This window comes from Gilvimarinus sp. 1_MG-2023 (assembly GCF_030548285.1).
Map to the genome: position 1 here is coordinate 1 of NZ_JAUOSC010000165.1, position 441 is coordinate 441.

1 pseudogene is annotated in these 441 nt (G+C 53.5%); it reads left to right on the forward strand.

Annotated elements, in window-relative coordinates:
- Positions 1–441 (forward strand): annotated as a pseudogene (locus Q4563_RS16240) (hypothetical protein); the annotation flags it as partial.

Below are 441 nucleotides of genomic sequence, written 5' to 3' on the forward strand. Positions count from 1 at the left end.
GTGGCAAGTCACTCAAGGGGCCATCCAGGACTGGCAACTGTTTTTACACCTGTCACTGGAGTGTCAGTTATTTACCGGACTGCTGTTTTTTACCGGTGGCGCCACCAATCCGCTCATTTCTTACTTTCTGGTACTGCTGGTGCTCGCCAGTTATGGCTTACCCTGGATACTGGCCATTTGGATGACAGCATTATGTGTCGCCGACTACAGTTTGCTCAGTATCTGGTATCAGCCGTTGTTATTGCACCATGGTCACGCGATGAGCAGCGTATCGCTGGTCGACTGGCACTTGTCGGGGATGTGGCTCACCTTTGTGCTCAGTGCGCTGATTCTGGTGACGCTGATTCCACAACTGATCCGAACCCGCCAGCGCCAGCAGCAGGAAATCCAGCAACTGCGGGAGCAACAGCTCAAAAACGAACAGCTGGTGGGGATCGGTAC